The organism is Nitrospina sp. 32_T5, assembly GCF_052156635.1.
In the GTDB taxonomy this organism is placed as follows: domain Bacteria; phylum Nitrospinota; class Nitrospinia; order Nitrospinales; family Nitrospinaceae; genus Nitrospina.
Map to the genome: position 1 here is coordinate 309,092 of NZ_JBQKUO010000002.1, position 23,953 is coordinate 333,044.

Genomic DNA, 23,953 nt, shown 5'->3' on the forward strand with positions numbered 1-23,953 from the left:
TCAGCAATAGGCGGCCTGGATTTGTTTGAGCAGGCCGATGTTCTGGGTGTGCCCGGATTTATGCGCCCTGATGTGGCCCCGCACCGGTTTTCCGAGCAGGTAGAAGTCGCCGAGAATATCCAGAATCTTGTGGCGGGCGAATTCGTTTTCGTAGCGCAGTTCGGTGTTGAGGACTTTCTTTTCGTCGAGCAGGATGAAGTTGTCCAGGTTTCCCCCCGCGGCGAAACCCATTTTCATCAGCATGGCCACGTCTTTCATGAACCCGAAGGTGCGCGCCGGGGCGATTTCATTTTTGAACTGGTCCGGGCTGGAAAAATCGAATACGTGATCCATCACCCCGATCGGTTCCGGGTACTCCATGTGGTAGGAGACCTTGAACCCGTCATAGGGTTCGATGCTGATGTGAGCCTTGTTCGGGTCGTCGCCGAAGCTGAGCTTTTCCTTGATCACCAGTTCTTCGTAGCAATCCTCCTGGTCCTCGAACTCTCCGTCCTCGACGAGCTGGCAGAAGTCCTTGGCGGAGCCGTCCATCACCGGAGCTTCGTCGCCGATCTTGATGAGCAGGTTGTTGATGCGGTACATGTGCAGGACCGCCATGATGTGTTCGATGGTGGACACCGACGCCGCGCCCTTCCGCAGGCAGGTGGCGTATTCCGTGGACTGCACGTTTTCCAGACGGGCCGGGATGGTGGCTCCACTGGAGATGTCGCCGAAGATGATGCCGCTTCCCGGAGGAAGGGGTTGCATGATGAGCCCGGTTTTGATTCCGGAATGCAATCCACTGCCGCACAACACCACACTGCGTTTCAGCGTTTTCTGTTTGAGTTGCCCCTTGCCGTTGCCGTTGGTGGCGGCGGTGGCCGCAGCCGTTTGCATGGCCCGGATGGCGGGAGGCAGGTGATTGACGGTGATTTCGTCTTCCGGGTGCACCTTGCGGCTGAGTTGCTCCAGCACCAGACGCATTTCCTTCAAATTTTCCGGCCAGTCGTAACGGCTGAGGACGTCCATTGCCTCCGGAGACACCTGGTGCGCGGGCAGGTCGCTGCGTTCCGCCTGTTCCTCAAAGAACCGGGTGACGAGAGAGGGAATCATCGCCGCGTGTTCCTTGAGTGGAGGGATGTACACGGTTTGTTCCTTGAGGAATTCGTAAAGATCCGCGTTGAACTCGCCCTTTTCCACCATGTCTTCCAGGTCGCGATTGGTCGAGGCAAAGATGCGTGACGGCAGGAGGTACGCAGACACTTCCGCGGGGGCTTCCGGGTTCAGGCATTCGGCCAGGCGCTCCTGAACCGGACCGGCCAGGGCGTCTATGTTTTTCAGGTACACCACGCGGCGGCGCGATGGATGCGACCGCGAGGGAAGACGTTTGCGGCCCTTGGCCTTGCCGGTGGATTCCTGCGCGAACAGCTCGGATTTGATCTGGTTTGTGGGGCGCAGGCCGCAGTTGAGTTTCACGAACGGCATGTTGTTTTTGCGGCTTTGCTGGTGGATTGCCTGCGCGATGAATTCCTTGCCGGTTCCAGACTCGCCCTGAATGAGCACCGGACGGCCCGTGCGGGCGTGCTGCTTGATGGTTTTTTTCACGTCAACCATCAACTGGAAGCAATGCGGCAGTTCGTGCTTTTGTGGAACGTGGCCGTTGGCACCGTTCTTCGACGTTTTTTGAGAGAGTGCCTTGCTCACCGACTGGACGATCTGGTTCAGCGAAAACGGTTTTTCGATGAAATCGAACGCGCCCAGCTTGGTCGCGTTGACGGCGGTGTCGATCGTTCCATGGCCGGACATCACCAGGACTTCAATTTCCGGGTAATACGTCTTGAGTGTTCGCAGAACCTCGATACCGTCCATGCCCGGAATCCAGATGTCGAGCAGGATGAGGTCCGGAGGGTCGTTCTGCACCATCTCCAGGGCATCCAGGCCGTCCTCGGCGGTGGCGATTTCGTAACCTTCATCGGAAAGAATTTCCTGAAGGGAACCGACTATATTTTTTTCGTCATCGACGATCAACACGCGTTCTTTGTTAGCCAACAGTCTTCTCCGTAATGCAATTCAATTAATTTAAAAATCAGGGGGCCAAGACGGGGGAGACGGGTTCCGGTTCCGCCACCTCGGCGCATTTGATGAAATCCATGTAATAAATCTGTTTGCCGGCGTTGATGAAATTCCGTTCGTACTTGGTGCGCGGCGTGTCTTCCCGAAACGTAATGTAACCCTTGTCCGGGTGGCGGTTTTGAAGGGACGGCTCGGCATTCAGAAACTCGATCATTTCCTGAAAGTATTCCTCGTGATCGGTTGCCAGCCTCAGCGACCCCTCCATTTTCAGTTTGCGTGACAGCATGGCGATGAAAGGCGGTTTCATCAGCCTCCGCTTGTGATGCCGTTTCTTCGGCCACGGGTCCGGGAAGTTGATATAAACCTCATCCAGCTCTCCGTCATGAAAAATTCCGGGAACGCGTTCCTTGGCGTCGCCGTAAGCCAGTCGGACGTTGGGTATTTGCAGCCGCTCGAGACGCGTGATCACCTTGCGGATTCCCTTGTGGTAGAAATCCATCGCCACAAAGTTGCTGTCCGGTTCGCGCACAGCCATGTCGATCAAAAAATTGCCGTTGCCGAAACCGATTTCCAGCTTGAGGGGCCTGTCATTGCCGAACACCTTTCTCCAGTCCGGCCACTCTGCAATATCCAGAAAACAGGGATGCGCCTGGACCTTCTCAAAAGGTAGATAATTTTTTGCCATGTTCTATGTCAGGATCCATGCCCTGAATTGTTCAGGCTGTCGTGAATGGTGGTGACCTGCAAAACTTCGAACTCCTGTTGTTTTCCACCAAATTTCAATTCCACGTCGTCGCCTTCCGTTTTTCCCAATAACGCCTTGCCCAGCGGGGAGGCGAGGGAGATCCTGCCTTCCTCCGGATTCACTTCTTCAGGAAACACGAGGTTGAAGGTTTTTTCCTCTCCGGAATCCAGGTCTTTCAGGAGCAGGGTGCTTCCCAGACCCGAACGGTCCTTGGGAATGCGGTTGATGTCGATGGACACGATGTCGCTGATGCGTTTTTGCAATTGCGAGACACGGGATTCGAGAAACATCTGCCGCTCCTTGGCGGCTTTGTATTCGGCGTTTTCACTGAGGTCACCCATGTCGGTGGCCACTTTGAGTGCTTTGGGAATGTCTACTTCCAGTTCCCGTTTGCTCTCCATTAAATCTTTTTCGAGTTTGTCGATGATCGGAAGTCGCATGAATATGAACCCATTGATAATTCAGGGGAGTCAGTTATTGAGCGCGGCCGAAGAGGGCCGCCAGTTCCTTATAATAAAAGCATCTTCCCGCCCTTGTCCACGGAGTTTTTCTCTCAGGAGGATGGCGTTCTCGTAATCGGGGGCATGGCCTGCAATCACCTGGTACCAGGTTTGGCCGTCGCGGTCCACCGGACGTACTTCGCCATCGTATTGCCGCGAGAGCTGCTCTGCCGAGTTGCGGTTTTCAAAAAGGCCCAGTTGAATGCTGTAGAAAACAGTGCCCGGTCCGCTGGCCAGGGTGACTTCGGGTTTCCGGGCGGTTCCGGATTCCAGCACCGTCACGCGCACCCTTGCGGTCCCCTGGTCGGCCATACCGAGCAGTTGCGCCGCCTTGAAACTGAGGTCGATGACCCGGTCCCCGACAAAAGGGCCCCGATCATTGATGCGGACGGTCACCTCTTTTCCATTTTCCAGATTGGTCACCCGGACACGGGAATGAAACGGCAGGGTTTTGTGTGCCGCCGTCAGGGAATTCATATTATACACTTCTTTATTGGAGGTTTCCTGCCCATGAAACGGGTGCCCGTACCAGGAAGCGACCCCTTCCTCGGAAAATCCGTCAGCCCGGTCCAGCGGCTTATACACCTTGCCCTCCACATCATAAGGCATGGTTTCATCCACCGTGGAGGTTTCATGGGAAATGGGTTTGGTTGGCATGCGTTTGGAATTGAGGTTGTCCATTCGTTCCAGTGCGGGGCTCAGTGCCCCGTGCCCGTGCCCCATGGCGGGCGTCAGGTCATGAGTGCAGGCGGAGGCGCCTGCCAGTATCCATAATGTAAGCAGGTATTTAAAGGTAAATGAGAGGTGTTGTCGGCTTTCCATTGGGACAGATCCTGATTGAATGATTGATTTGAAGGAGGAAGGGGAAGCCCGCGAAATCAGGGAATCCGGTGAATCAGGGCTGACAGTTTCATGGGCTATCCTATAACCTGTTCAAACTCAATCAGTTATGGATGAAATCGTTTTGATTGTATGAATTTGCGGGTGGGAGGTCAACCTTTATCTGGAAATGTTGTCATGCAGGCGAAACTTCCATAAATCATTGACAGATTTGGGGAAACCAGTGACAATCGTTATATGAAACCCCTTTTTGGTCCCATCGGGCATCTAACAGTTTTTATATCAATATTTTTTTGAATATTTCCTCCCATGCGGGAACAAATTCTGGAAATCATCCAGGAGAAGAAGAACATACCGCCTTTGCCGGACATTCTGCACCGTCTGGAAGCCAAAATTGGCAGCCCCAAAAGCCAGGTCAGCGACATTGCCATTTTGATAGAAACCGAACCGATCCTGTCCGGCCGACTGATCCAGCTTTCCAACAGCGTTTTTTTTGGCGGCACCGGCTGCAAGGTGGAGAAGTTGCCCGACGCCATAATCCGGCTGGGTCTGAAAATGATCCTGGACCTCGCCTACACGCTGGAGTTGCCCAAACTGTTTTTACGCGAGAGTGCGTTAAACCAGAAAAAGTTCTGGCAGCATTCGCTGGCCGTGGCCATCCTCGCGCGCCTTCTTGCCGAAAACCTGAAGCCACTGAATTGTGATCCGGACCCCTGTTACCTTTCCGGCCTGATGCACGACATCGGAATCATGGTGTTCAGCTTTGTGATTCCGAAGGAATACGGACAGTTTTTGAAAGATGTGCGCGGCATCAACCAACCCTTGCATGCACTGGAGCAGAAGCGGTTCGGCATCGCCCATCCGGAACTGGGAGCGGAGTTTATCAGGAAATGGTGGCCGATTCCCTCCAATGTGGTGCTGGCTGTGGAAAAGCATTTTCTGCAGGTGTCAGAAAAAGGAAAAAAGTTTCCCACGCTGCTCAGTGTGATCATGGCCAACGACATCGCCAACCATTTTGGCATGGAGCACAATATTTCTGCCTACAAGGAGGAATTGGATCGCGGTTTCCTGCAATCCTACGGATTGACCCCCGCCATGCTGGATGAAATGATCGATAAAACCCGCGACAGTCTGCATATGGCACAGGAAGTGCTTTATAAATGAAACCAATCCTTTATAATTAAAAACTCGTTCCCAGCCGGAACGGCATCAACATGCGGGGTGGATCCCTCGTTGAGGTTCCCTGCGTTCACGCCAACCCTGATTTCAGAAACCGGATTCAAAGCAACTCATCATGCCAGCAGACCAATTTCAAGTAACCTTCCGGGGTGTCCGTGGATCGTTGCCTTCCCCCCAGTTGAGCCACGATATCGAGGAAAAAATTTTGAAAGCGCTGGAAATGGCCAACCCCGCAGATTTGCAGGACGAAGCCAGTCGTCAGAAATACGTCAGTACGCTTCCGGAGCATGTCCGCGGCTGTTTCGGCGGCAACTCGGCCTGCGTCCAGCTGGAAGTGGGGGGCAAGAATCTGGTTTTCGACTGCGGTTCGGGGTTGCGGGAGCTTGGGCATCACTATATGCAACGGGAATTCGAAAAGGGGCAGGGGGAAGTCCACATTTTCCTGTCGCACACCCATTGGGACCACATCATGGGCCTGCCGTTTTTCGTGCCGCTGTTCACCAAGGGCAACCGTATCCGGTTTTACGGGGTTCATAAGGATATCAAGGAACGTCTCATGAACCAGCAGGATCCCCGCTATTTCCCGGTGGCCTTCGGTTCCTTCACGGCCGATGTTGAAGTGCTCACCCTGAATGGGGAAAAAAATATCGTGTTCGGGGAGGAGTCTGATCCGGTCACCGTCACCTGGAAGGAGATGGATCACCCCGGGATGAGTTTCTCCTATCGGGTGGAATACCGCGGCAAGTCAGTCGTGTATGCCACGGATGCCGAATACAAGAAACTGTCGCCGGACGATCTCAAACCCACCATCGACTTTTTCCGCGAGGCGGACCTGTTGATCTTCGATTCCCAATACACTTTCATCGAAGGGGTGGAGAAGGAAGACTGGGGACACAGTTCGACGTTCATCGGCGTGGACATCGCGCTGGAGGCAGGGGTGCGAAACCTGGCTTTCTACCATCATGAACCCACCTACAGCGATTTCAAGCTGGTCAACATCCTCGACAAAACCCGCAAGTACCTGGCTGCCATCGGCGGCGACACCCCCCTGAACTGCTTTCTGGCCCGCGAAGGAAAAACCTTCGACCTCCTTGCGGAATGATTCCAGACCATGGGCCACGGCTCTCCATTCCGCCGCGCGTTGCGCTTTAGCCATTGACCGGGAGAGGTGCCGATGGCCGACCCCAACCGTTTCCGATTTTCCATAGACCGCGGAGGCACCTTCACCGACGTGTACGCAGAAGTGCCGGGAGAGCCGGGTTACCGCGTGGTCAAGCTGCTTTCGGAGGACCCGGACCACTATCCCGATGCGCCGGTTGAGGGCATCCGCCGTGTTCTGCAAGAATTATTGGGCACGCCTTTACCAAAGGAAGGGTTTGATGCTTCGTCCGTCGAATGGGTGAGGATGGGGACGACGGTGGCGACCAATGCTCTTTTGGAACGGAAAGGCGCAAAGACGGCGCTGGTTGTCACCAGGGGATTTGCCGACGCGCTGACCATCGGCAAGCAGAACCGCCCGCACCTGTTCCAACTCGCCATTCCCACTCCGCAACCGCTTTACTCTGCAGTGCTCGAAATCGACGAACGCCTGCGCCTGCTCAAACCCGATGAAATCGACCGCACCCCACACGCCATCCGTTGTCCTTCCGGCGACGCGGTGGAGGTGCTGGCCACTCCGGAATGGGGGGAGGTTCGCGACAACCTGCAACGTCTCAAGGACGACGGGATCGAGAGCCTGGCCGTGGTCCTGCTCCACGCCTATGCATGGGATGCCCACGAAAAAAAGATAGAGGCACTGGCGCATGAGATCGGGTTCGCGCACGTGTCCGTGTCGTCGGCCACCATGTCCCGCATCAAACTGGTGGAACGGGGGCAGACCACGGTCGTGGACGCGGCCCTCACGCCCCATATCCGGCTCTATCTGCAGGGGTTTCGCGGGCGATTTCAGAATCCCAAAACGGACCTTCTGTTCATGCAGTCGGACGGGGGACTCGTCCGCGCCGACCGGTTTAAAGGATCGAACGCGATTCTTTCGGGACCGGCCGGTGGGGTGGTGGGCTACGCCGCGACCGGGTTCGATCCGCACCATCCGCAACCGCTCATCGGTTTCGACATGGGGGGCACCTCCACCGATGTGTCGCGCTTCGACGGCCATTACGACTGGGTGCAGGAAACCGAAATTGCGGCCGTGCACCTGATGGCGCCGCAGCTGGATATCCGTACCGTGGCGGCAGGAGGCGGCTCGCGTCTTTTTTTCCAGAACGGCATGCTGGCGGTGGGACCGGAATCTTCTGGAGCGCACCCCGGACCGGTGTGCTACCGCAAGGGCGGCCACCTCTCTCTCACCGACGCCAATCTCCTGCTGGGCAGGCTCGTGCCGGAGTTTTTTCCACATATATTCGGTCCCGATCACAACGAGCCGCTTGATACGAATGCCACACGCCGTGCGTTTGAATCGCTCGCAAAAGACATCAACACCGAACAAGAGAAAAGAGGCGAAGCGCCGTTGAGTCTCGAAGCCATTGCCTTGGGATTTGTGGAGGTTGCGAACGAAACCATGGCCCGTCCCATCCGCGAACTTTCCATCGCCCGCGGTCATGATGTGCGCACCCATGCACTGGCGTGTTTCGGCGGCGCCGGGGGACAGCACGCCTGCGCCATCGCCCGCTCGCTCGGTATCCGCCGCATCCTCATCCACCGCTTTGCGGGCATCCTCTCGGCCTACGGGCTGGCCCTGGCCGACGTGGTGGTGGATAAAGAGGAACCGGCGTCGTGGGTCTGGGATGCGAACGGCAAAGCCAGGTGGGAACCGCGCCTTGCAGATCTGCGCGGAAAGGCTCAAGAGGCGTTGCAGGCGGAAGGATTCAATCCGGCCTCCATCGAGGTGCAGGAGTTTTTGAGCCTGCGTTATGAGGGCACCGACCATGCGGTCATGGTCCTGCGTCCGGATGACGACGACTTCGCCACTCCGTTCCGCAACTTGTACCGCCGAGAGTATGGATTCGAACTGGAAGGACGGCCGATTCTCATCGACGGCCTGCGGGTACGCGGCATCGGCAAAACGTCCCGGCCGGACGCGCCGCCGCTCGCGCCCAAACAAACGCCCACTCCACCTGCCGCGCATACCAAGTGTTACTTCAAAGACGGCTGGCAGAAGACACCGGTGTTTCGATTGGAGTCGATGGGGGCGGAGGAAACAATATCCGGCCCGGCGATCATTTTAAATAATACGTCCACCGTACTGGTCGAACCCGACTGCACCGCGCTCATCACAACAGCGGGCGATGTGGAAATCGAAGTCGGAGCCGTTTCCGGGACGAAAGTGGACATGCGCTGGGACCCGGTCCAGCTGGCTCTGTTCAGCAACCGGTTCATGTCGATCGCCGAGCAGATGGGGCATACGCTCCAGCGCACGGCGGTGTCGACCAACATCAAGGAACGGCAGGATTTTTCCTGCGCTGTGTTCGATCCGGAAGGCGGGCTCGTCGCCAACGCACCGCACCAGCCGGTGCACCTGGGGTCGATGGGCGAGGCGGTGCTGGCGCAGATCCGCCTCCATGGCGACGCTATGGAGGACGGAGACGTGTTTCTGTCGAACCACCCGCAGGCGGGCGGAACGCACCTGCCGGACATGACCGTCATCACCCCTGTGTTCAAAGATGGACGCATTGTGTTTTTTGTCGCCAGCCGCGGCCATCACGCCGACATCGGCGGCAGCACACCGGGATCGATGCCCGCCTTCTCCACCCGCATCGAAGAGGAAGGTGCGGCGGTGGAATCGTTTCATCTGGTGAAGGGCGGTGTGTTCCAGGAAGACGCGCTCAAGACCTGGCTCACCACACCGCCGGATGTGACGCGACCTCCGGGCGTACCGCCGGTCTCCGGCACGCGCTCGCTCGCGGATAATGTGTCCGACCTCAAGGCGCAGATCGCCGCCAACCGGCGCGGTATCGACCTCCTCGGCTCGCTTATTGAGGAGTACTCGCTTCCCGTGGTTCATGCGTACATGGGCTACATCCAGGAGAGTGCGGAGATGGCGGTGCGCGAGGTGTTGAAAGAGTTGTACCGGAAGCACGGAGGGCAGCCGCTGGCCGCGGAGGATCGGATGGACGACGGGACTCCGATTCACTTGCAGGTCGGGTTGCAGGAAGACGGCGGCGCGGTGTTCGATTTCACCGGCACGGGAAAGGAGGTGGCAGGTAACCTGAACGCGCCGGTGGCGGTGACGTACTCGGCGGTGCTTTACTGCCTGCGTTGCCTGGTGCGCCGCGACATCCCACTCAACCAGGGCTGTCTCAATCCGGTGCGGTTCGTCATCCCGGAGGGATCGATCCTGAATCCGTCCAGACACGCGGCGGTCGCGGCGGGCAATGTGCTGACCTCGCAACGCGTGGTGGACGTGGTGTTGAAAGCGTTCGGTGCGGCAGCGGCTTCGCAGGGATGCATGAACAACCTCACCTTCGGCAATGAACGCTTCGGTTATTACGAGACCGTCGGAGGAGGTGCGGGGGCGGGACCGGGCTGGCACGGTCGCTCCGGAGTGCACACGCACATGACCAACACGCGCATCACCGATCCCGAAATCCTCGAAAAACGCTATCCGGTTTTATTGCGCGAGTTTTCCATTCGTAAAGGATCGGGCGGGGAAGGGCAATTCAATGGAGGCGACGGACTCATCCGCGAACTGGAGTTCCTGCAACCGTTGCAGGTCACCCTGCTGTGTGAGCGCCGCGTGCACCCGCCGTTCGGGTTGAACGGCGGCGGCTCAGCCGCACCCGGGGTCAACCTGCTTCTACGCACCGATGGCACCGAGGAAAACCTTGGCGGCAAAAACGAAATCAACGTGAACCCCGGCGACCGTTTGCGCCTGCTCACCCCCGGCGGCGGCGGGTACGGCGAGCCGGGGTTCTGATCTCCACCCCCTTCATCCTTGTTTGAACACGTCGTCGAGTTCCGTGTGGGCAATGTGGTTGGCGTAGTTGGTGATGGTCTTGAGCGCGATGATGCCGACGATCTCAAACACCTGACGGCGGTCGATGCCCCAGTCCTCGAACTCACCCAGGTCCTCGGCGGTCAGCCAGCCTTTTTTCTCCAGTGTGCGGGACGTGGCGTCCACCAGGTGCTGGTCGCGTTCATTTTTAAGCGGCGTTTTGTTTTTGACCGCTTCGACATCTTCATGACTCGCACCGGCTTTTTTTGCCACCACTCCATGCGCCGCCTTGCAGTAACCGCACCCGTTGTAAGTGGACACCGCGAGGATGACCAGCTGCTTCTCGCGTTCGTTGAGCACGGTGTCGTTCATGATTTCCGTGCCACTCATGTACAGGTCCAGGGTTTCCGGGCTGATGGCGAGTTCTTTCAAAACATTGGGCACGAAGCCGAAACCTTTTTCGGCTTTGTCGAGGAGTTCCTGTGCTTTGGTTGTGACTTTTTCCATAACGCCTCCCTGTGTTGCCGGTGAGTATTGGGTTTCTGGATCCGGTCCGTATGAAACCCGATTTTGGGAGTTGGTAGTCCGTGAAGCCGAAAACTTACAAATCGAAATTCACTGGCGCCGCATACTGATCACGACCTTGTTTTCGGAGAAGGCGGACTCGATGGCTGATTGCGCATTTGTGAGCGGCTGCACGGAGGTAATGAGCGATTTCAAACGGGCCTGGTGTTGTGCGAGAATTTCGACGGCCGGCGCGAACGGGCCGCAGCGCGAGCCTTGCACGCACAACTCATCGACCACCAGCTTGGTCATGTCCAACCCTTCGGCGGGCAGGCCACAGGTGGTTTTGGCGGAGATGGTGCCGCGGGGCCGGACCAGTCCCAGCGCCTGGGCGAATCCTTCAGGCCGGCCGGTGGCGTCGACCACGATGTCGGCACCCAGCCCATCCGTCATGCCGTGGATCCGGTTGCGGGCGTTTTCCGGAGAGCAGGCCTCCGTGGCGCCGAACCGGAGGGCACGGTCGCGCTTCTCCAGGCTCCGCGAAACGGTCACCACCTTCAGGTTGTGCACCACGGAAGCGACGAACACGATGAGGATGCCCAGGCGGCCCGGACCCAATACCACGACCACGTCGTTTTCCTTTGGCGGAGTCATGACGAAGGTCTGCAACGCCGCAGCAAGGGGTTCGATGAGCGTGGCGGCGACAGGATCGATCCCTTCCGGAATTTCGTGGAGAGTGCCTGCGGGAACCACAATCTCTTCAGCGAACGCGCCGTCTTTCGAGATGATGCCGGTGACGGTGCGGTTCTGGCAGTGGCTGGGGATGTTGCGCTGGCAGGCGCGGCAGGGGGTGGGCGACCCGTAGGCAGTGCAGGTGTTGTTGATCTCGGCGGTGACGCGTTTCCCCTTCCATTCAGGGTCCACATTGCCGCCGGTTTCCGTGACGGTGCCGACGAATTCATGCCCGCAGACGAGCGGCAGGGGCACGGGATAATCGCCGGAGAAGAGAGCCAGGTCGGTGCCGCAAACGCCCGCGTGCTCGACCCCGATCACCACTTCGCCCGCCCCGGCTTTCGCTTCGGGACGGTCCTGCAGTTCGATGGTTCCGGGCGAAATCAATGTGGCGGCGCGGGGCATGGTGCGGCCTCCGGTTGCGGTGTGATGGATCGGCGATTACTTTTTTCTCTTTTTTTTCTGCTTCTGTTTCCAGACCAGCAGCCAGTGCTGGATGAGCCGCAGTTTCTGCGAACCGGTGAACTTGCGGCGTTTGAACTTGGGTGTCTGTTCGTACTGCAGGCGCGCGATGACCGTCGGCGCCACGGCTTCCTCGATCACCGCACCGCGTTGGGCGTGCTCCAGTTTTTTGGAGTCGCACACCTCGCGGAACGCCACCATGGTGCGGCAGTCCAGCGGCCGGTTCTCGTGAATGGCGCAACTCTGGTCCTCTTCCAGAAACGGGCAGGGCTGGTTGATGACCATGGTGTACCAGTCCACCTTGTCCGGATCGACACCAGACTCCAGCGTTTTCTCCACCTTGTGCATGCTTTTCCCGGCGCGTTCGATGATGGCATCGAGATCGACGCCTTTCCGGCGCGCGGCGTTCACCATCTCTTCCCATTCCAGTTCGGTGATCATGACGCCGGTGTGACAGCAGTGGGCGCATCCCTTCTGGCAGGTGAGCGGAGGTGCTTTTTCCTCGTAAGCGCGGTCGAGAATTTTCCACAATGCCTGGATGGGGGGAATCTTTTCCTGCTTCGCCAGCGCCTTTGCGCCTTCCAGCAGGTGTTCGTAGGCGTACTGGATTTCCGCTTCGGCGTATTTTTGCTGGATGTACCGGCGCAGGTCTTCCGGGTCGGTCATGCCGTAAAGGTAAATGCCGTTGTGGTCGGCGAACTGGGTGGTCATCGTGTGGTTCCTGTGGTTGCGTTATGTCTTCAAGATACCATCCGGGGTAGAAGCGGGGCAACCGGCGAAGTGGGCCATGAAAATCAGGGGGAGGGTGCCTGGCCTTTTTTCTGCTTGGCGATGTATTTCATTTGCAGTTCATAAATCAACTGCTCCAGCAGTTTCTGTTCCTCGTGATCGAGGTTGTTCTGCGTTTTGGCCTTGAGCATGGTGAGGATGTCGATGGTCTGCTGGACCGCGGGCAGGTTTTCCTGGGTCTGGCCCGTCATCGGATCGGGAATGTCGCCCAGATAATAAAAGGCGGATGAGGTGAGTGACAGCACGAAGGTCGAGAAATTGATCTCCATCTGCCCCTGTGGGTCGTGCGCGTGGGAGTCCTCCTGGTCTGCGTGCTTCTGGGCCTCTTTCTCCTGTTCCTTTTTGATTTGCTGTTCCTGTTGCTGGTTGTCCTCCTCAGACAAGCGGGAGGACCGGCGGTCCTGGAAACTGAAACTGCTTTCTTCCTTTTCTTCGTCTTTGCTCATGGCAGAACCCCTGATAAACGGTTTGAAGGAACCGGCTTGGAAGGTTGGGCCAAACGGGCGCGACCTGATTCCGGGTCGACGCTCCGGACGCTTTCCCTAGTAAAATTAAAACATAGCAATATGGCGGATTCATGTCAAAACAAAGCTGTTGTGTTGTTGCGGCGCATTCGTTTTGTTATCATTTCAGGACTATGGCATACCGATTTCTCGCGTTGGCGATTGTTCTGCTTTTCTTTCAGGCCTGCACACCCCGCCAGATGGTTCTCCGCATGGCCTCTCCATTGTTCGAAGGCCAGGTGGCAGCGCTCAACGAGGAGCCCGACCCCAAGCTGGCCGAAAGCGCCATCCCCGCCAGCCTCAAGATGATGGAAGGACTGGTGAAGGCCGATCCCGAAAACGCCTCCTATCATCACAAACTGGCGGAAGGGTTCTGCGGTTACGCCTTCAGTTTCGTTGAAGGCAATGACAACCGACGCGCCTCCGACCTGTATCTGCGCGGACGCAACCACGCCGTGCGGTCGCTTATCCTGAACGGCGCTCCGGAGAACCTCCTGCAACTGCCGCCGGACGAATTCAAGTCCGCACTTGAGAACCTGGACAGGGAAACTCTCCCGGGCCTGTTCTGGACGGGCCAGTGCTGGGGCGCGTGGCTGATGTTCAACCTCACCGACATCGAAGCCCTCGCGGCGTTCCCGAAGGTGGAAGCGATGATGCGGCGGGTCCTGGAGTGGGACGAAACGTTTCATTTTGCCGGGCCGCACTTGTTCTTCGGGGGATTTTATGGGGCGCGCTCGCCCATGCTGGGCGGCAAACCGGAGCAGGCGAGGCAACATTTCGAGCGCGCCCTCGAGCTGACCGAACACAAATACCTGATCATTCAGGTGATGTACGCCAAAACCTTGGCGGTGCAGACGCAGGACAAGGAACTGTATACCCGGCTTTTGGATGAAGTGGTCGAGACGCCGGAAGGCGTGTTGCCCGGTCAGCGCCTCGCCAACGAGGTGGCGCGCCTGAAAGCAAAACAACTTCTGGAGGATGTGGATGTTCTTTTCTGATCGAAGCGACGGCAACGCAACCCCCCCGGCCCCACGCGCGAAACGCACGCGGTTTCTGTGCGTCGCCTGCGGCATTCTCGCGTCCCTGCTGTTTGCGCTGGTGATGTGGACCGTGCAGGCCACCCCGGTTCACGCCAAGACATTTATCAAACTGTCCACCCTGGCACCGGAAGGGTCGTCGTGGATGAATCGCATGAACGAGCTGGCGGCGGAAGTCGAGAAGGCGACCGACGGCGAGGTGGCGTTCAAGTTTTATCCCGGCGGCGTGTCCGGCGACGAGATCGACGTCATCCGCAAAATGCGCATCGGGCAGGTGCATGCGGCGGGTTTCACCGGCGTCGGGCTGGGGGAAATCCTGCCGGAAGTGCGCGTGCTCGACCTGCCGTTCCTGTTTCGGAACGACAAGGAAATCGAACATGTGTATGAACGCATGACGGGTTATTTTTCCAAACAATTCGAGAAGGAAGGGTACGTATTGCTCGGCTGGGTGCCGGTGGGATGGATTCATTTTTTCTCGCAGAAACCAATCGAACAGGTCGGTGACCTGCAGGACAAAAAAGCCTGGATGTGGGAGGGCGACCCGCTGGTGCAGGAAACCTACAAGCACCTGGGCGTCACACCCCTGCCCATGTCCATCACCGATGTTCTGCTTTCACTGCAGACGGGCATGCTGGACACCCTGTACGCTTCACCCGTCGGGGCGCTGGCATTGCAATGGTTCACAAAAGTAAGTTACATGTCGGAGCTTCGTATGGGCAATGCCACCGGTGCGGTGCTCATGTCGAAACGCCAGTTCCGAAAGCTGTCCGACGCGCATCAGAAAGCGGTACGGGAGATCAGCGCCAAGCATTTAAAGAAACTGGTTCAGCAGGTGCAGAAGGACAACGACAAGGCCATTGAGGTGATGAAAAAAAACGGGCTGAAAGTGGCGCCCATGCCCTCGGATGCCGAACGGCAGAAGTTTTTTGATGTGGGGGAGAAGGTACGGAAAGGTCTTGTCGGCAAACTGTTCGATCAGAAGTTACTGGATATGGTTCTTGACCACCTGGATGAACTTCGTTCCTGAAGCCCCTCACCGGTCGGCAAGTTTGACCGCCGCCCAGTCGCCCAGCTTCTCGCGGTTTATTTTAGCATTGTGCCGGATGTCTACCGGAAAACCCGGGTGAAACAGCACCATGTCGATGGGTCTCGTGACCGGGTTGCCTGAGCCCAGTTCCAGGAGTTCCGCCAGCAAACGAGTCTTCGTCGCCGGGTCCTTGATGGACGGGGGATCGTTCAATTCGACCACGACAACTGGAATCTGCTGGCCTTTGTTTCCAACCCCGACCAATGCCGACCGCCTCACCTGGGGGTGGCGGTTGAAGATGGCCTCGCACATGATGGTGAACAGTGGCCCCGCCTCCGTTTCGATCCGGTGACTTTTCCTGCCGCAGAACCACAACCGGCCCTGCTCATCCAGGTATCCCACATCACCCATACGGTGCCAGAGACGTTCCCCGTCTTTGATTTTTGATTTGCGGTTGGCATCCTCCAGGGACACATACCGGTGTGTCACCCAGGGGGCCGTGACCGCAATTTCACCAATGGTCCCCGCGGGAGTTTCCAGCGAGGCATCCCATTGCGGGATGGCGTCGTCAGTGATGCCCAGAATTTTGAGTTTCACTCCTTCCACCGGCTTGCCGACGCAGGTTCCCGCACCTTCCTGCGTGTGCTGCCAGGTTTCGTCCACCACCTCCCGCCGTTCGATCGAACATACCGGCAGGGCTTCCGTCGCGCCGTAGGGGGTGTGGACTTTTGCGTCGGGAGCCAGAATGCGGTCGAATCGTTCGAGTAACGATCCCGGCACCGGCGCCCCGGCGATCAGGATGCGTTTCAGCGGTTCCAGGTTTCGGCCGTGTTCGATGCAATACTTTGTCACCGTGTCCCACAGGGCGGGCGACCCGAAACTGCTGGTGATGTTGAATTGTTTTATGGGGCCGAGGATGTTTTCCGGGTTCACCTTTGCCGGGCGGGTGGGGTCCATGTCCGGCAGAACGCAGGTCATTCCGAGGCCCACGCCGAACAGGCCGAACAACGGAAATGTCGGCAGGTCCACTTCGCCAATGGTGATGCCGTAGAGCTGTTTTATATTTTCGACCTGCAGGGTAAACATCCGATGCGTGTAAAGCACGCCCTTGGGCGGTCCCGTACTGCCGCTGGTGAACAGGATGGCCGCCGGGTCGTCCGGGCGGGTCGCAACCGGGACCGCATCACGGCGGCCACGAGCGCGCAGGGACCGCAGGGTGATCCCGCTCCACAACCAGCGTCTTCCCACCGTCACCCATTGTGTGACCGATTTGAAATGCCTGCGGTACACCAGCCTTGCGAGATGAGCCTTGGGCACGCCGATGAACCCGGTCGGCGCCACGTTCTCGATACTGGTCAGCACCTGTTTGCGGTCGAGGCCGGGATCGATCAGCACCGGAACCGCTCCAATGCGGAACAGCGCGAAAGTAAGGGTGACGAATTCGATGCCGAACGGCACCATCACCAGCACCCGGTCGCCGTGGGCAAGCCCGGACTGGCGCAGTCCGTCTGCAAGCCGGTGCGTTTCGCGTTGCAGTTGGCGAAAGGTGATGCGTCGGCAACTGTCGGCGCGCGGCACCACCAGGGCATCGCGGTTGGGAACGGTTGTGGCCAGGTGATCGACCAGGCTGGCGATGTTTTCCACGGAAGGAGTGGTCATGTCATGTGTCCTGCAGTCCGAGGGCCGCTTTGACCAGTGGCAGGGTGACCTTCTGCCTGCGCGCCAGGGATTCCGTGTTGATGCGGGACACAGCGTTTTTGATCGATGAAAAGTCGCGCGGCAGACGGGTGAGCAGATAGTGCGTGATTTTATCCGGAATTTCCAGGTTCATGTCCTGCCCGAGCTTTTTGACCAGCTGCCCGGTGGTGGCGTCGTCGATCGGTCCCAGCTCCGCCGTCACGCCCCATTGGAAACGCGAGCGCAGGTAACTTTCGGTATCAGGCAGGCGGTTGGGGGCAGTGCGCCCGGCAAAAACAATTCGTTTGTCGTGCTCACGGCGCGTATTGAAAACCAGGTACAGCCTCTCTTGCGCTTCGGTGTGGCCCGCAATGCGGTCCATGTCATCCATCAGCAGCAGATCCACCGTTTCAAGAGGAGCGAGGGCCGCTTCGTTCGATTTCTCGCCGCCAGCCACGGTTGCAAGGAAATCGTCGCAATGAATGTAAAGGGCGGATTGGGTTTGGGAAGCAAGGTTGCCGGCGGCCATCAACAGGTGGGTTTTTCCGAGTCCTGCCGCGCCTGCAATGAACAGGCTTTGCGAGGGAGCGGTGCCGGGCGTGGAAAACTGCCGGGCTGTGGTGAAGGCAAAGTCCGAACCTGTGGAAAGAATGAAATTGTCGAAGGTGTATTCCGGATGAACGGGAAAATTGAGAATACGTTGTCGGTTGCTGGAATCCTGACGAGACATGGAGCGTTGCCTCAGGGCCTCAAAACCCGTTCGATGGATACGAATCAAGGGCGGGCCCGTCTCATGAAAATGACCGTCCCCGTGTGGCCCGGAATGGCTGGAAATTTATTTGGGGCCGATCTGGATTTCAATGTGTGTCTTGCCGAGGTGGGACGGCGTCACGCTGACCGTACAGACCTGGCCCTTGCGCTGGTAAAGCATGATGCGGGTGTCGTGCTCCACAATCTGGAGGGGTGTCCAGCCGTTCTGCACCATCTCGGTACGAAAGTAATCCACTACATCCTCGGTCTTGTTCCAGACGGAAAATACCAGCCTGCCCACTTTGATATCACCGCTTCCCGATTCGTAGATGAACGTTTTGCCCCGGTCGAGCTCAATGCCTTTCGGGATGGGGACGCTGGGAAACTGCATGGCCACCGACGGCGGCGGGGATTGTTCCGGTGCGGGGCCGGTGGCTTTCTTCGGCGTGTCCGCGCAACCGGTGAGGCCCAGAAGGGCAAAAACGGCGGTGGCGACAAGGGTCCGTTGGATCGATTCAGTCATTGGAATACATTAACCTCCCAAAATATACGACGACCAGCCCCAGAACGATAATGACAAACCCCAGGCCGCGCAGCACACCGTTTTCAATGGATGGAATCTTTGCAGCCAGGGCTTTGACTTGATCCGGAAAACAGAAATAAGGGATGCCTTCAAAAATCATCATCAGTCCGATGGCGGTGAGGAACAGGCTCATGGCGTGTCCACCGTGGAGAGCTCCTGTCTCGTCATGGTTGGGGCAAGGATGGGCGCCTCCCGTGTCTTGCGGATGCAAGCTGAGACCACCCCGATTTCAAAATGGTTGGCTATCAGGTTGCGGGTTGACCGGAACATCCCCCGGAGATGTTCCGCCGATAGTCGTTTTTGATTATCTTTGATCCCATCCATGGAGTCAATATGTAATTGAATCAATAGGATAAAACCGCTGGATTTAGAGTTGTAAATGCAGAAATGGACATTATATAATTTAGTACAAGTCGATGATTTTTGACCAATCCCGAAACAGGTTTTCAGGTTTCCCGCATTCATCTGGATGGAATTTTGCGGTCGATTTGCCCCCACGATCTGTTCAAGCCAAGGATTGTTGGCCGCTTATTCTTATCATTTTTATCCGGCAATGGAGCCTGGCTGGCCCGACCGGCCACGCGATCCAAGCCATTGCCCACACGGTTATAAAACGAGGATTCCCAATGCTTAATCAGTTAAAGAGAGTTTCCGCCATCAGTTTCCTGGTATTTCTGTGGACGTTTCCCGCGACCGTTCCCGGTCCGATGGCCGGCATCGATTTGGCGGATTCCGCCCACGCCCTCAGCAGTCAGAGCATGCCGCTGGGAAGCAATATTTTTGTGGAAATCGCCAAAGAAAAGAATCCGGCCGTGGTCAACATCAGCATTCGGGGCAAGGCGCAGATGAGTTCGCGGACTCCTCGTGGCGGTGATCCCCGGTTTCGCGGGGAACCGCGCGAGCCATTTCAGGATTTTTACGACCGGTTTTTCGGTCAGCAGGACCCGCAGCCGAGGCGAGGCATGGGTTCCGGTTTCATCATCAGTCCGGAAGGCCTGGTCCTCACCAACTACCACGTCGTGCAGGGCGCGGATGAAATCATTGTCAACATAGACGATGGCGGCGCCGTCGAAAAGGAATACGAGGCAACGCTCGTGGGCAGTGATCCCAAGACCGACATCGCCCTCATCAAGCTGGTCCTGGACGGTAAGGACAAGGTGAAGTTCCCGCACCTGGACTTCGGCGATTCCGACAAGCTGGAAGTCGGCGAATGGGTGATGGCCATCGGCAACCCCTTCGGTCTCAGCCATACCGTGACCGTGGGTGTGGTCAGTGCCAAGGACCGCGCCATCGGTTCCGGTCCGTATGATGAATTCATCCAGACCGACGCCTCCATCAACCCGGGAAACAGCGGCGGGCCTTTGCTCAATATCAAGGGGCAGGTGATCGGAATGAACACCGCCATCATCTCCGGCAGCACGGGCGGGAACGTCGGTATCGGTTTCGCCATCCCCATCAACATGGTGAAATCCATCCTTCCCGACCTGAAAGAGAAGGGCACCGTCACCCGTGGCTGGCTGGGTGTGATGATCCAGAAGATCACTCCGGAACTCAAAGACTCCTTCAACCTGAAATCGTTTGAAGGTGCGCTGGTTGGCGATGTCATTCCCGGCGGTCCCGCCGAAAAGGCGGGCATCAAGCGCGGGGACGTGATCGTTCAGTTCGGCAAGGAAACGGTGGATACGATGGAAAGCCTGCCGAAAATCGTTGCCGCCACGCCTCCGGGTGAAGCCGTCAACGTGAAGGTCATCCGTGATGGCAAGCCAGTGAACATCTCCGTCACCATCGCCGTTCTCAAAGACGAAGAGACCAAGGTTGCCGCTCTGGACCCACTCGGTATCCAGACGCAGGACATCACTCCGGAACTGGCGCAGAGCATGAACCTGGAAACCACAGAAGGAGTCCTGGTGTCCGACGTCACCCCGGGGGAATCCGGCGGTGAGGCGGGACTGCGTCGCGGCGACATCATCACCGAGGTCAACCGCAAACCGGTGACCAATGTGCAGGATTACCAGTCGGCGGTCCGCGGGTTGAAATCCGGGGACACGGCGCTGATGCTGGTCAAACGCGGCGGCACCACGATTTACATTGCGGTGAAGCTGAACTGATCCGGCGGATCTCACATTCAACAATCACACACGGAGCGGCGGGGCGGGGGCCCTCCCGCTCCGTGTTGTCTTTCACCCCTGAAGAATCATGATGAAGAACCGATGGGTGCGTGCCGTTTGCCTGCTCGCGGCGATCGCTCTTGCCGGCGGACTGGCCCGGGTTCCGGTGGTGGATGCGGGCCCCTTCCCGCGCCGTACGCCGGTGGTCGAAGCGGTCCAACAGGTCGGACCCGCCGTCGTCAACATCTTCACGGAAGAAGCTCCCCCTCAAGTCAAAAACCCCTTCCGCGATTTTTTCGGCAACGGGCTGCTCGACCCTTTCTTCCGCCAGTTCGACTCGCGGGGATCCCAGCGGCGCAGTCTCGGTTCCGGCGTGATCATCCACCCGGACGGCTACATCCTGACCAACGAACACGTCATCGCCAAGGCCGTTCGCATCCAGGTGACGCTCATCGACAACCGCGAGTTTGACGCGAAGCTGATCGGCGCCGACCTCAAGTCCGACCTGGCGGTGATCAAGATCGATTCCGACCAGCCCCTGCCGCACGTGAAGATGGGCCGCTCGCACGACCTGATGATCGGCGAAACCGTCATTGCCATCGGCAATCCGTTCGGCCTCAAGCACACCGTCACCTCCGGCATCATCAGCGCCCTCGACCGCACCATCCACGCGGGGAAACGGGAAATCTACAACGATTTCATTCAGGTGGACGCGTCCATCAACCCCGGCAACAGCGGCGGCCCCCTGCTCAACATCAACGGAGAATTGATCGGCATCAACACCGCCATCTTCCAGGACGCGCAGGGCATCGGTTTCGCCATCCCCATCGACACCGCACGGCGCATCGTCGAAGACCTCATCGAATTTGGCGAGGTGTTCCGCGGCTGGATCGGTGTGGCCGTGCAGGACCTGACCCCCATGCTGGCGCGCCAGTTTGCGATGGACCACACCCGCGGCGCGCTGGTCACGCAGGTGTTCAGGGACAGCCCCGCCAGCCGTGTCGGGTTGAAGCCCGGCGACATACTCACCGCCATCGACGGCCACGAACTTCTGGACAAGGCCGACTTCAAACGCAAGCTGACGTCGTACACGGTCGGCGACAGCATGGAGATCACCTACCGGCGGTCGGGACGCGAGGCCCGCCTGCGGCTGGATGTGGTGAAGATTCCGGACAACGCCGCGTTGCAGTTCGCCAAGGAAGGGCTGGGCATCGAAGTGCGCGGGATCACGCCGGATCTGCGCCAGCGCTTTCGCCTGGCCACGTCACAGGGGGTGGTCATCGTCAGTGTGCGGCGCAACAGCGAGACGTACCGGATCGGTATTCGCCCCGGCGACGTCATCCGGCAGGTCAACCGGGTGGTGGTGAAGGACCCGGCGGACTTCAACGAAGCGCTCATCGAGGCGCGCAAGCATTCTTCCGTTTTACTGCTCGTTCAACGCGGCCAGTCCGGGTATTATGTCACCCTGAACCTGGAGCTTCCCTGAGTTCCCAAATCCAACCCGATCCCGCGCATCCCCGATGGCTTCCAAAATCGAAAAAGAAATCGAACAACTCCGCCGCGACATCCACCACCACGATCACCAGTACTACGTGCTCGACCAGCCGGAGATCAGCGACCGCGAATACGACCGGCTTTATAAGAAGCTGGAAGAACTGGAAGTGAAACACCCGGAACTCGTGACGCCGGACTCGCCGACACAGCGGGTCGGCGGCAAGGCGTCGGAGAAGTTCGATCCCGTCGAGCACAAGGTGCCGATGATGAGCCTCGACAACACGTACAACGTCGAGGAGGTGGAAGACTTTCATCAACGTGTGTGCAAGACGCTGGGCACGGAGGACGTCGAGTACGTGGTGGAGCTCAAGATCGACGGCCTCGGTGTGACCCTCGCCTACGACAACGGCCGCTTCGTGCAGGGTGCGACGCGCGGCGACGGCAAAGTGGGAGAAGATGTCACCGCCAACCTCAAGACCATCCGCTCGGTGCCGCTGTCCCTCGACCAGTCCAAACTAAAACACAAGTACCTTGAAGTGCGCGGCGAGGTGTACATGGACCACACCGGATTCCAGAAACTCAATGCCGCGCGTGAGGAGCGCGGCGAAACGCCGTTCGCCAATCCGCGAAACGCCGCCGCCGGATCGGTGCGCCTGCTCGATCCCTCCATCACCGCCGAGCGGCCGCTCCGCATCTGGGTGTACAGCGTCGGCCACATCGAGGGCCCGGCGTTCGAGACCCATTACGATGCATTGCAGACGCTCAAGCAACTCGGCTTCCGCACCAACCCGCACACCGAGCTTTGCAAGGACTTCGACGCGGTGCGAAAACTCATCGACCGCTGGCAGGAGAAACGGAAGACACTGGATTACGACGTGGACGGGCTGGTCGTCAAGGTCAACCGCCTCAAGTCGCAGAACAAGCTGGGTCATACCGCCAAGCACCCGCGCTGGGCGGTGGCGTACAAGTACGAGGCGGAGGAAGCGCAGACGAAGGTGAACGCCATCAACGTGCAGGTGGGGCGGACGGGGGCAATCACCCCGGTGGCGGAGCTGGAGCCGGTATTGGTGGCGGGCACCACGGTGAAACGCGCCACGCTCCACAACGAAGACGAGATCAAGAAGCTCGACGTGCGCGTCGGCGACGACGTCGTCATCGTCAAGGCCGGGGAGATCATCCCGAAAGTCGTGCGCGTGGTGACGCCGGAGGGAACCCAACGCGGCAAGCCCTACACCATGCCCAAAACCTGCCCGGAATGCGATACGCCGATCGTGAGGCAGGAAGGGGAGGCGGCGTGGCGGTGCGTCAACGCCTCGTGCCCGGCGCAGTTGAAGGAACACCTCCTGCACTTCGCCTCGCGCGACGCAATGGACATCGATCATCTGGGCACCGCCGTGGTGGAACAACTGGTCAACTCCGGCCGGGTGAAGACGGTGTCCGATCTCTATACGCTCGAACACGAAGAGGTGAAGAACCTCGAACGCTTCGCGGAGAAGTCGGCGCAGAACCTGATCGACGCCATCGAGAAAAGCAAGCGGGCTGGATTGAGCCGGCTCATCCATGCGCTGGGCATCCGCTTCGTCGGCCAGCGCGTGGCGCAGGTGCTGGCGAACACCTTCCACACGATGGACGCGCTGGAGAAGGCGTCGTTCGAAGACCTGGAGTCGATCGACGAGATCGGCCCAAAGATCGCCGAGAGCCTGTGCCAGTTTTTCGACGAGGACAAAAACAAAAAAGAGATCGCGCACTTGAAAGAGATGGGCGTGGTGATGGAAGAAGAGCGCACGGAGCAAGCCGGGGACGGCGCGCTTTCCGGCAGGCAGTTCGTGCTGACGGGGACGCTGGAGAACTTCACGCGCGAGGAGGCGAAGGCGCTCATCCACAAGGCCGGCGGACGGGTGACATCCAGCGTATCGCAAAAAACCGATTACGTGGTGGCGGGCGCCGACCCGGGAAGCAAACTCGACAAGGCGATAAAACTCGGCGTCACCGTCCTCGACGAAGCCGCGTTTGAAAAACTGTTGAAGGGGTAGGAACCACC

Annotated in this window: 20 protein-coding genes; 8 read left to right on the forward strand and 12 right to left on the reverse strand. The window is 58.4% G+C overall.

Translation table 11 applies throughout. From position 1 onward, the window contains the following. From lpxC to ACTRW9_RS06295, 4 genes are read right to left on the reverse strand one after another with little or no spacing between them, the layout of a single operon-like run. On the reverse strand, positions 1-2,028 hold the full coding sequence (lpxC, locus tag ACTRW9_RS06280; protein WP_442428697.1) for a UDP-3-O-acyl-N-acetylglucosamine deacetylase: 2,028 nt from the start codon (positions 2,026-2,028) through the stop codon (positions 1-3). Between the two features lie 37 nt (positions 2,029-2,065). Next, entirely contained in the window at positions 2,066-2,737 is a 672-nt protein-coding gene (trmB, locus tag ACTRW9_RS06285; RefSeq protein WP_442428698.1) for a tRNA (guanosine(46)-N7)-methyltransferase TrmB, read from the reverse strand. A gap of 8 nt (positions 2,738-2,745) precedes the next feature. After that, on the reverse strand, positions 2,746-3,237 hold the full coding sequence (locus ACTRW9_RS06290; protein ID WP_442427009.1) for a GreA/GreB family elongation factor: 492 nt from the start codon (positions 3,235-3,237) through the stop codon (positions 2,746-2,748). A 30-nt stretch (positions 3,238-3,267) separates the two neighbouring features. Then, a complete protein-coding gene (locus tag ACTRW9_RS06295; protein WP_442428699.1) occupies positions 3,268-4,119 on the reverse strand; it encodes a septal ring lytic transglycosylase RlpA family protein in 852 nt (283 codons plus the stop codon). Between the two features lie 327 nt (positions 4,120-4,446). Between ACTRW9_RS06295 and ACTRW9_RS06300 the strand changes: the two genes are divergently transcribed. The 3 genes from ACTRW9_RS06300 to ACTRW9_RS06310 all read left to right on the forward strand — a co-directional run bounded on the left by ACTRW9_RS06300 (position 4,447) and on the right by ACTRW9_RS06310 (position 10,228). Next, positions 4,447-5,301 carry an HDOD domain-containing protein gene (locus ACTRW9_RS06300; RefSeq protein WP_442428700.1) on the forward strand — a complete coding sequence of 285 codons (855 nt, stop codon included), beginning with the start codon at positions 4,447-4,449 and terminating at the stop codon, positions 5,299-5,301. A 130-nt stretch (positions 5,302-5,431) separates the two neighbouring features. After that, on the forward strand, positions 5,432-6,418 hold the full coding sequence (locus tag ACTRW9_RS06305; protein WP_442427006.1) for an MBL fold metallo-hydrolase: 987 nt from the start codon (positions 5,432-5,434) through the stop codon (positions 6,416-6,418). Between the two features lie 72 nt (positions 6,419-6,490). Further along, on the forward strand, positions 6,491-10,228 hold the full coding sequence (locus ACTRW9_RS06310; protein ID WP_442428701.1) for a hydantoinase B/oxoprolinase family protein: 3,738 nt from the start codon (positions 6,491-6,493) through the stop codon (positions 10,226-10,228). 12 nt (positions 10,229-10,240) lie between these two features. On the opposite strand, the gene ACTRW9_RS06315 is transcribed toward ACTRW9_RS06310, so the two are convergent. From ACTRW9_RS06315 to ACTRW9_RS06330, 4 genes are all read right to left on the reverse strand, one after another. Then, positions 10,241-10,753 (reverse strand): carboxymuconolactone decarboxylase family protein, encoded by a 513-nt coding sequence (locus ACTRW9_RS06315; protein WP_442428702.1) that lies wholly within the window; start codon positions 10,751-10,753, stop codon positions 10,241-10,243. A gap of 108 nt (positions 10,754-10,861) precedes the next feature. After that, entirely contained in the window at positions 10,862-11,887 is a 1,026-nt protein-coding gene (locus ACTRW9_RS06320) for an alcohol dehydrogenase catalytic domain-containing protein (protein ID WP_442428703.1), read from the reverse strand. 36 nt (positions 11,888-11,923) lie between these two features. Then, complete coding sequence (locus ACTRW9_RS06325) at positions 11,924-12,655, reverse strand: YkgJ family cysteine cluster protein (protein ID WP_442428704.1); 732 nt, start codon at positions 12,653-12,655, stop codon at positions 11,924-11,926. Positions 12,656-12,738: 83 nt separating this feature from the next. After that, positions 12,739-13,179: a DUF1844 domain-containing protein gene (locus ACTRW9_RS06330; protein ID WP_442427001.1), complete on the reverse strand. Its 441-nt coding sequence runs from the start codon at positions 13,177-13,179 to the stop codon at positions 12,739-12,741. 191 nt (positions 13,180-13,370) lie between these two features. Here ACTRW9_RS06330 and ACTRW9_RS06335 point away from each other — a divergent pair, with 191 nt between their 5' ends. Together ACTRW9_RS06335 and ACTRW9_RS06340 are read left to right on the forward strand one after the other, a co-directional pair. Further along, positions 13,371-14,234: a TRAP transporter TatT component family protein gene (locus ACTRW9_RS06335; protein WP_442428705.1), complete on the forward strand. Its 864-nt coding sequence runs from the start codon at positions 13,371-13,373 to the stop codon at positions 14,232-14,234. Beyond that, complete coding sequence (locus ACTRW9_RS06340; RefSeq protein WP_442428706.1) at positions 14,221-15,300, forward strand: TRAP transporter substrate-binding protein; 1,080 nt, start codon at positions 14,221-14,223, stop codon at positions 15,298-15,300. The genes ACTRW9_RS06335 and ACTRW9_RS06340 overlap by 14 nt, the downstream gene beginning before the upstream one ends. A gap of 6 nt (positions 15,301-15,306) precedes the next feature. Here ACTRW9_RS06340 and ACTRW9_RS06345 read toward each other — a convergent pair whose 3' ends face one another. The 4 genes from ACTRW9_RS06345 to ACTRW9_RS06360 form a co-directional block, all read right to left on the reverse strand. Continuing rightward, positions 15,307-16,959 carry a fatty acid CoA ligase family protein gene (locus tag ACTRW9_RS06345; RefSeq protein WP_442428707.1) on the reverse strand — a complete coding sequence of 551 codons (1,653 nt, stop codon included), beginning with the start codon at positions 16,957-16,959 and terminating at the stop codon, positions 15,307-15,309. 1 nt (position 16,960) lies between these two features. Then, positions 16,961-17,707 (reverse strand): DnaA/Hda family protein, encoded by a 747-nt coding sequence (locus ACTRW9_RS06350; protein ID WP_442428708.1) that lies wholly within the window; start codon positions 17,705-17,707, stop codon positions 16,961-16,963. A gap of 105 nt (positions 17,708-17,812) precedes the next feature. Further along, positions 17,813-18,250 carry a hypothetical protein gene (locus tag ACTRW9_RS06355; RefSeq protein ID WP_005011513.1) on the reverse strand — a complete coding sequence of 146 codons (438 nt, stop codon included), beginning with the start codon at positions 18,248-18,250 and terminating at the stop codon, positions 17,813-17,815. Continuing rightward, positions 18,243-18,521, reverse strand: coding sequence for a DUF2065 domain-containing protein (locus ACTRW9_RS06360; RefSeq protein ID WP_442428709.1), 279 nt, complete (start codon positions 18,519-18,521; stop codon positions 18,243-18,245). The genes ACTRW9_RS06355 and ACTRW9_RS06360 overlap by 8 nt, the downstream gene beginning before the upstream one ends. A 415-nt stretch (positions 18,522-18,936) precedes the next feature. On the opposite strand from ACTRW9_RS06360, the gene ACTRW9_RS06365 reads away from it, so the two are divergent. The 3 genes from ACTRW9_RS06365 (at position 18,937) to ligA (ending at position 23,945) form a co-directional block, all read left to right on the forward strand. Beyond that, positions 18,937-20,418: a DegQ family serine endoprotease gene (locus ACTRW9_RS06365; RefSeq protein WP_442428710.1), complete on the forward strand. Its 1,482-nt coding sequence runs from the start codon at positions 18,937-18,939 to the stop codon at positions 20,416-20,418. 88 nt (positions 20,419-20,506) lie between these two features. Further along, entirely contained in the window at positions 20,507-21,904 is a 1,398-nt protein-coding gene (locus tag ACTRW9_RS06370; RefSeq protein ID WP_442428711.1) for a Do family serine endopeptidase, read from the forward strand. A gap of 34 nt (positions 21,905-21,938) precedes the next feature. Further along, positions 21,939-23,945 (forward strand): NAD-dependent DNA ligase LigA, encoded by a 2,007-nt coding sequence (ligA, locus tag ACTRW9_RS06375; RefSeq protein ID WP_442428712.1) that lies wholly within the window; start codon positions 21,939-21,941, stop codon positions 23,943-23,945. Positions 23,946-23,953: the final 8 nt, after the last annotated feature.

What these genes read in the sequence shown, in the direction of transcription:
- ACTRW9_RS06340 (WP_442428706.1), top strand. Translation starts at nt 14,221, where the DNA reads ATGTTCTTTTCTGATCGAAGCGACGGCAACGCAACCCCCCCGGCCCCA.
- ACTRW9_RS06350 (WP_442428708.1), bottom strand. Translation starts at nt 17,707, where the DNA reads ATGTCTCGTCAGGATTCCAGCAACCGACAACGTATTCTCAATTTTCCC.
- ACTRW9_RS06300 (WP_442428700.1), top strand. Translation starts at nt 4,447, where the DNA reads ATGCGGGAACAAATTCTGGAAATCATCCAGGAGAAGAAGAACATACCG.
- ACTRW9_RS06355 (WP_005011513.1), bottom strand. Translation starts at nt 18,250, where the DNA reads ATGACTGAATCGATCCAACGGACCCTTGTCGCCACCGCCGTTTTTGCC.
- ACTRW9_RS06345 (WP_442428707.1), bottom strand. Translation starts at nt 16,959, where the DNA reads ATGACCACTCCTTCCGTGGAAAACATCGCCAGCCTGGTCGATCACCTG.
- ACTRW9_RS06335 (WP_442428705.1), top strand. Translation starts at nt 13,371, where the DNA reads ATGGCATACCGATTTCTCGCGTTGGCGATTGTTCTGCTTTTCTTTCAG.
- ligA (WP_442428712.1), top strand. Translation starts at nt 21,939, where the DNA reads ATGGCTTCCAAAATCGAAAAAGAAATCGAACAACTCCGCCGCGACATC.
- ACTRW9_RS06310 (WP_442428701.1), top strand. Translation starts at nt 6,491, where the DNA reads ATGGCCGACCCCAACCGTTTCCGATTTTCCATAGACCGCGGAGGCACC.
- ACTRW9_RS06320 (WP_442428703.1), bottom strand. Translation starts at nt 11,887, where the DNA reads ATGCCCCGCGCCGCCACATTGATTTCGCCCGGAACCATCGAACTGCAG.
- ACTRW9_RS06305 (WP_442427006.1), top strand. Translation starts at nt 5,432, where the DNA reads ATGCCAGCAGACCAATTTCAAGTAACCTTCCGGGGTGTCCGTGGATCG.
- ACTRW9_RS06315 (WP_442428702.1), bottom strand. Translation starts at nt 10,753, where the DNA reads ATGGAAAAAGTCACAACCAAAGCACAGGAACTCCTCGACAAAGCCGAA.
- trmB (WP_442428698.1), bottom strand. Translation starts at nt 2,737, where the DNA reads ATGGCAAAAAATTATCTACCTTTTGAGAAGGTCCAGGCGCATCCCTGT.
- ACTRW9_RS06330 (WP_442427001.1), bottom strand. Translation starts at nt 13,179, where the DNA reads ATGAGCAAAGACGAAGAAAAGGAAGAAAGCAGTTTCAGTTTCCAGGAC.
- ACTRW9_RS06325 (WP_442428704.1), bottom strand. Translation starts at nt 12,655, where the DNA reads ATGACCACCCAGTTCGCCGACCACAACGGCATTTACCTTTACGGCATG.
- ACTRW9_RS06365 (WP_442428710.1), top strand. Translation starts at nt 18,937, where the DNA reads ATGCTTAATCAGTTAAAGAGAGTTTCCGCCATCAGTTTCCTGGTATTT.
- ACTRW9_RS06370 (WP_442428711.1), top strand. Translation starts at nt 20,507, where the DNA reads ATGATGAAGAACCGATGGGTGCGTGCCGTTTGCCTGCTCGCGGCGATC.
- ACTRW9_RS06290 (WP_442427009.1), bottom strand. Translation starts at nt 3,237, where the DNA reads ATGCGACTTCCGATCATCGACAAACTCGAAAAAGATTTAATGGAGAGC.
- ACTRW9_RS06295 (WP_442428699.1), bottom strand. Translation starts at nt 4,119, where the DNA reads ATGGAAAGCCGACAACACCTCTCATTTACCTTTAAATACCTGCTTACA.